Source organism: Alsobacter sp. SYSU BS001988, from assembly GCF_054796215.1.
The window spans coordinates 1-202 of record NZ_JBTAMK010000084.1 but is presented as its reverse complement, the minus strand read 5'-3'; the positions used below and the strand labels follow the sequence as shown (position 1 = coordinate 202).

Below are 202 nucleotides of genomic sequence, written 5' to 3'. Positions count from 1 at the left end.
CATGCCGGTCACGTCCGTCGTGCGGAAATAGAACTGCGGACGGTAGTTGGTGAAGAACGGCGTGTGGCGACCGCCCTCCTCCTTGGTGAGGATGTAGGCTTCCGCCGTGAACTTCGTGTGCGGCTTCACCGAGCCGGGCTTGGCCAGAACCTGGCCGCGCTCGACGTCCTCGCGCTTGGTGCCGCGCAGCAGGCAGCCGACA

General features: G+C 65.8%; 1 protein-coding gene. It reads right to left on the bottom strand.

From position 1 onward, the window contains the following. Positions 1–202: EF-Tu C-terminal domain-related protein (locus ACYVO7_RS25900; protein WP_460452629.1), on the bottom strand; the 202-nt coding region annotated here is incomplete at both ends.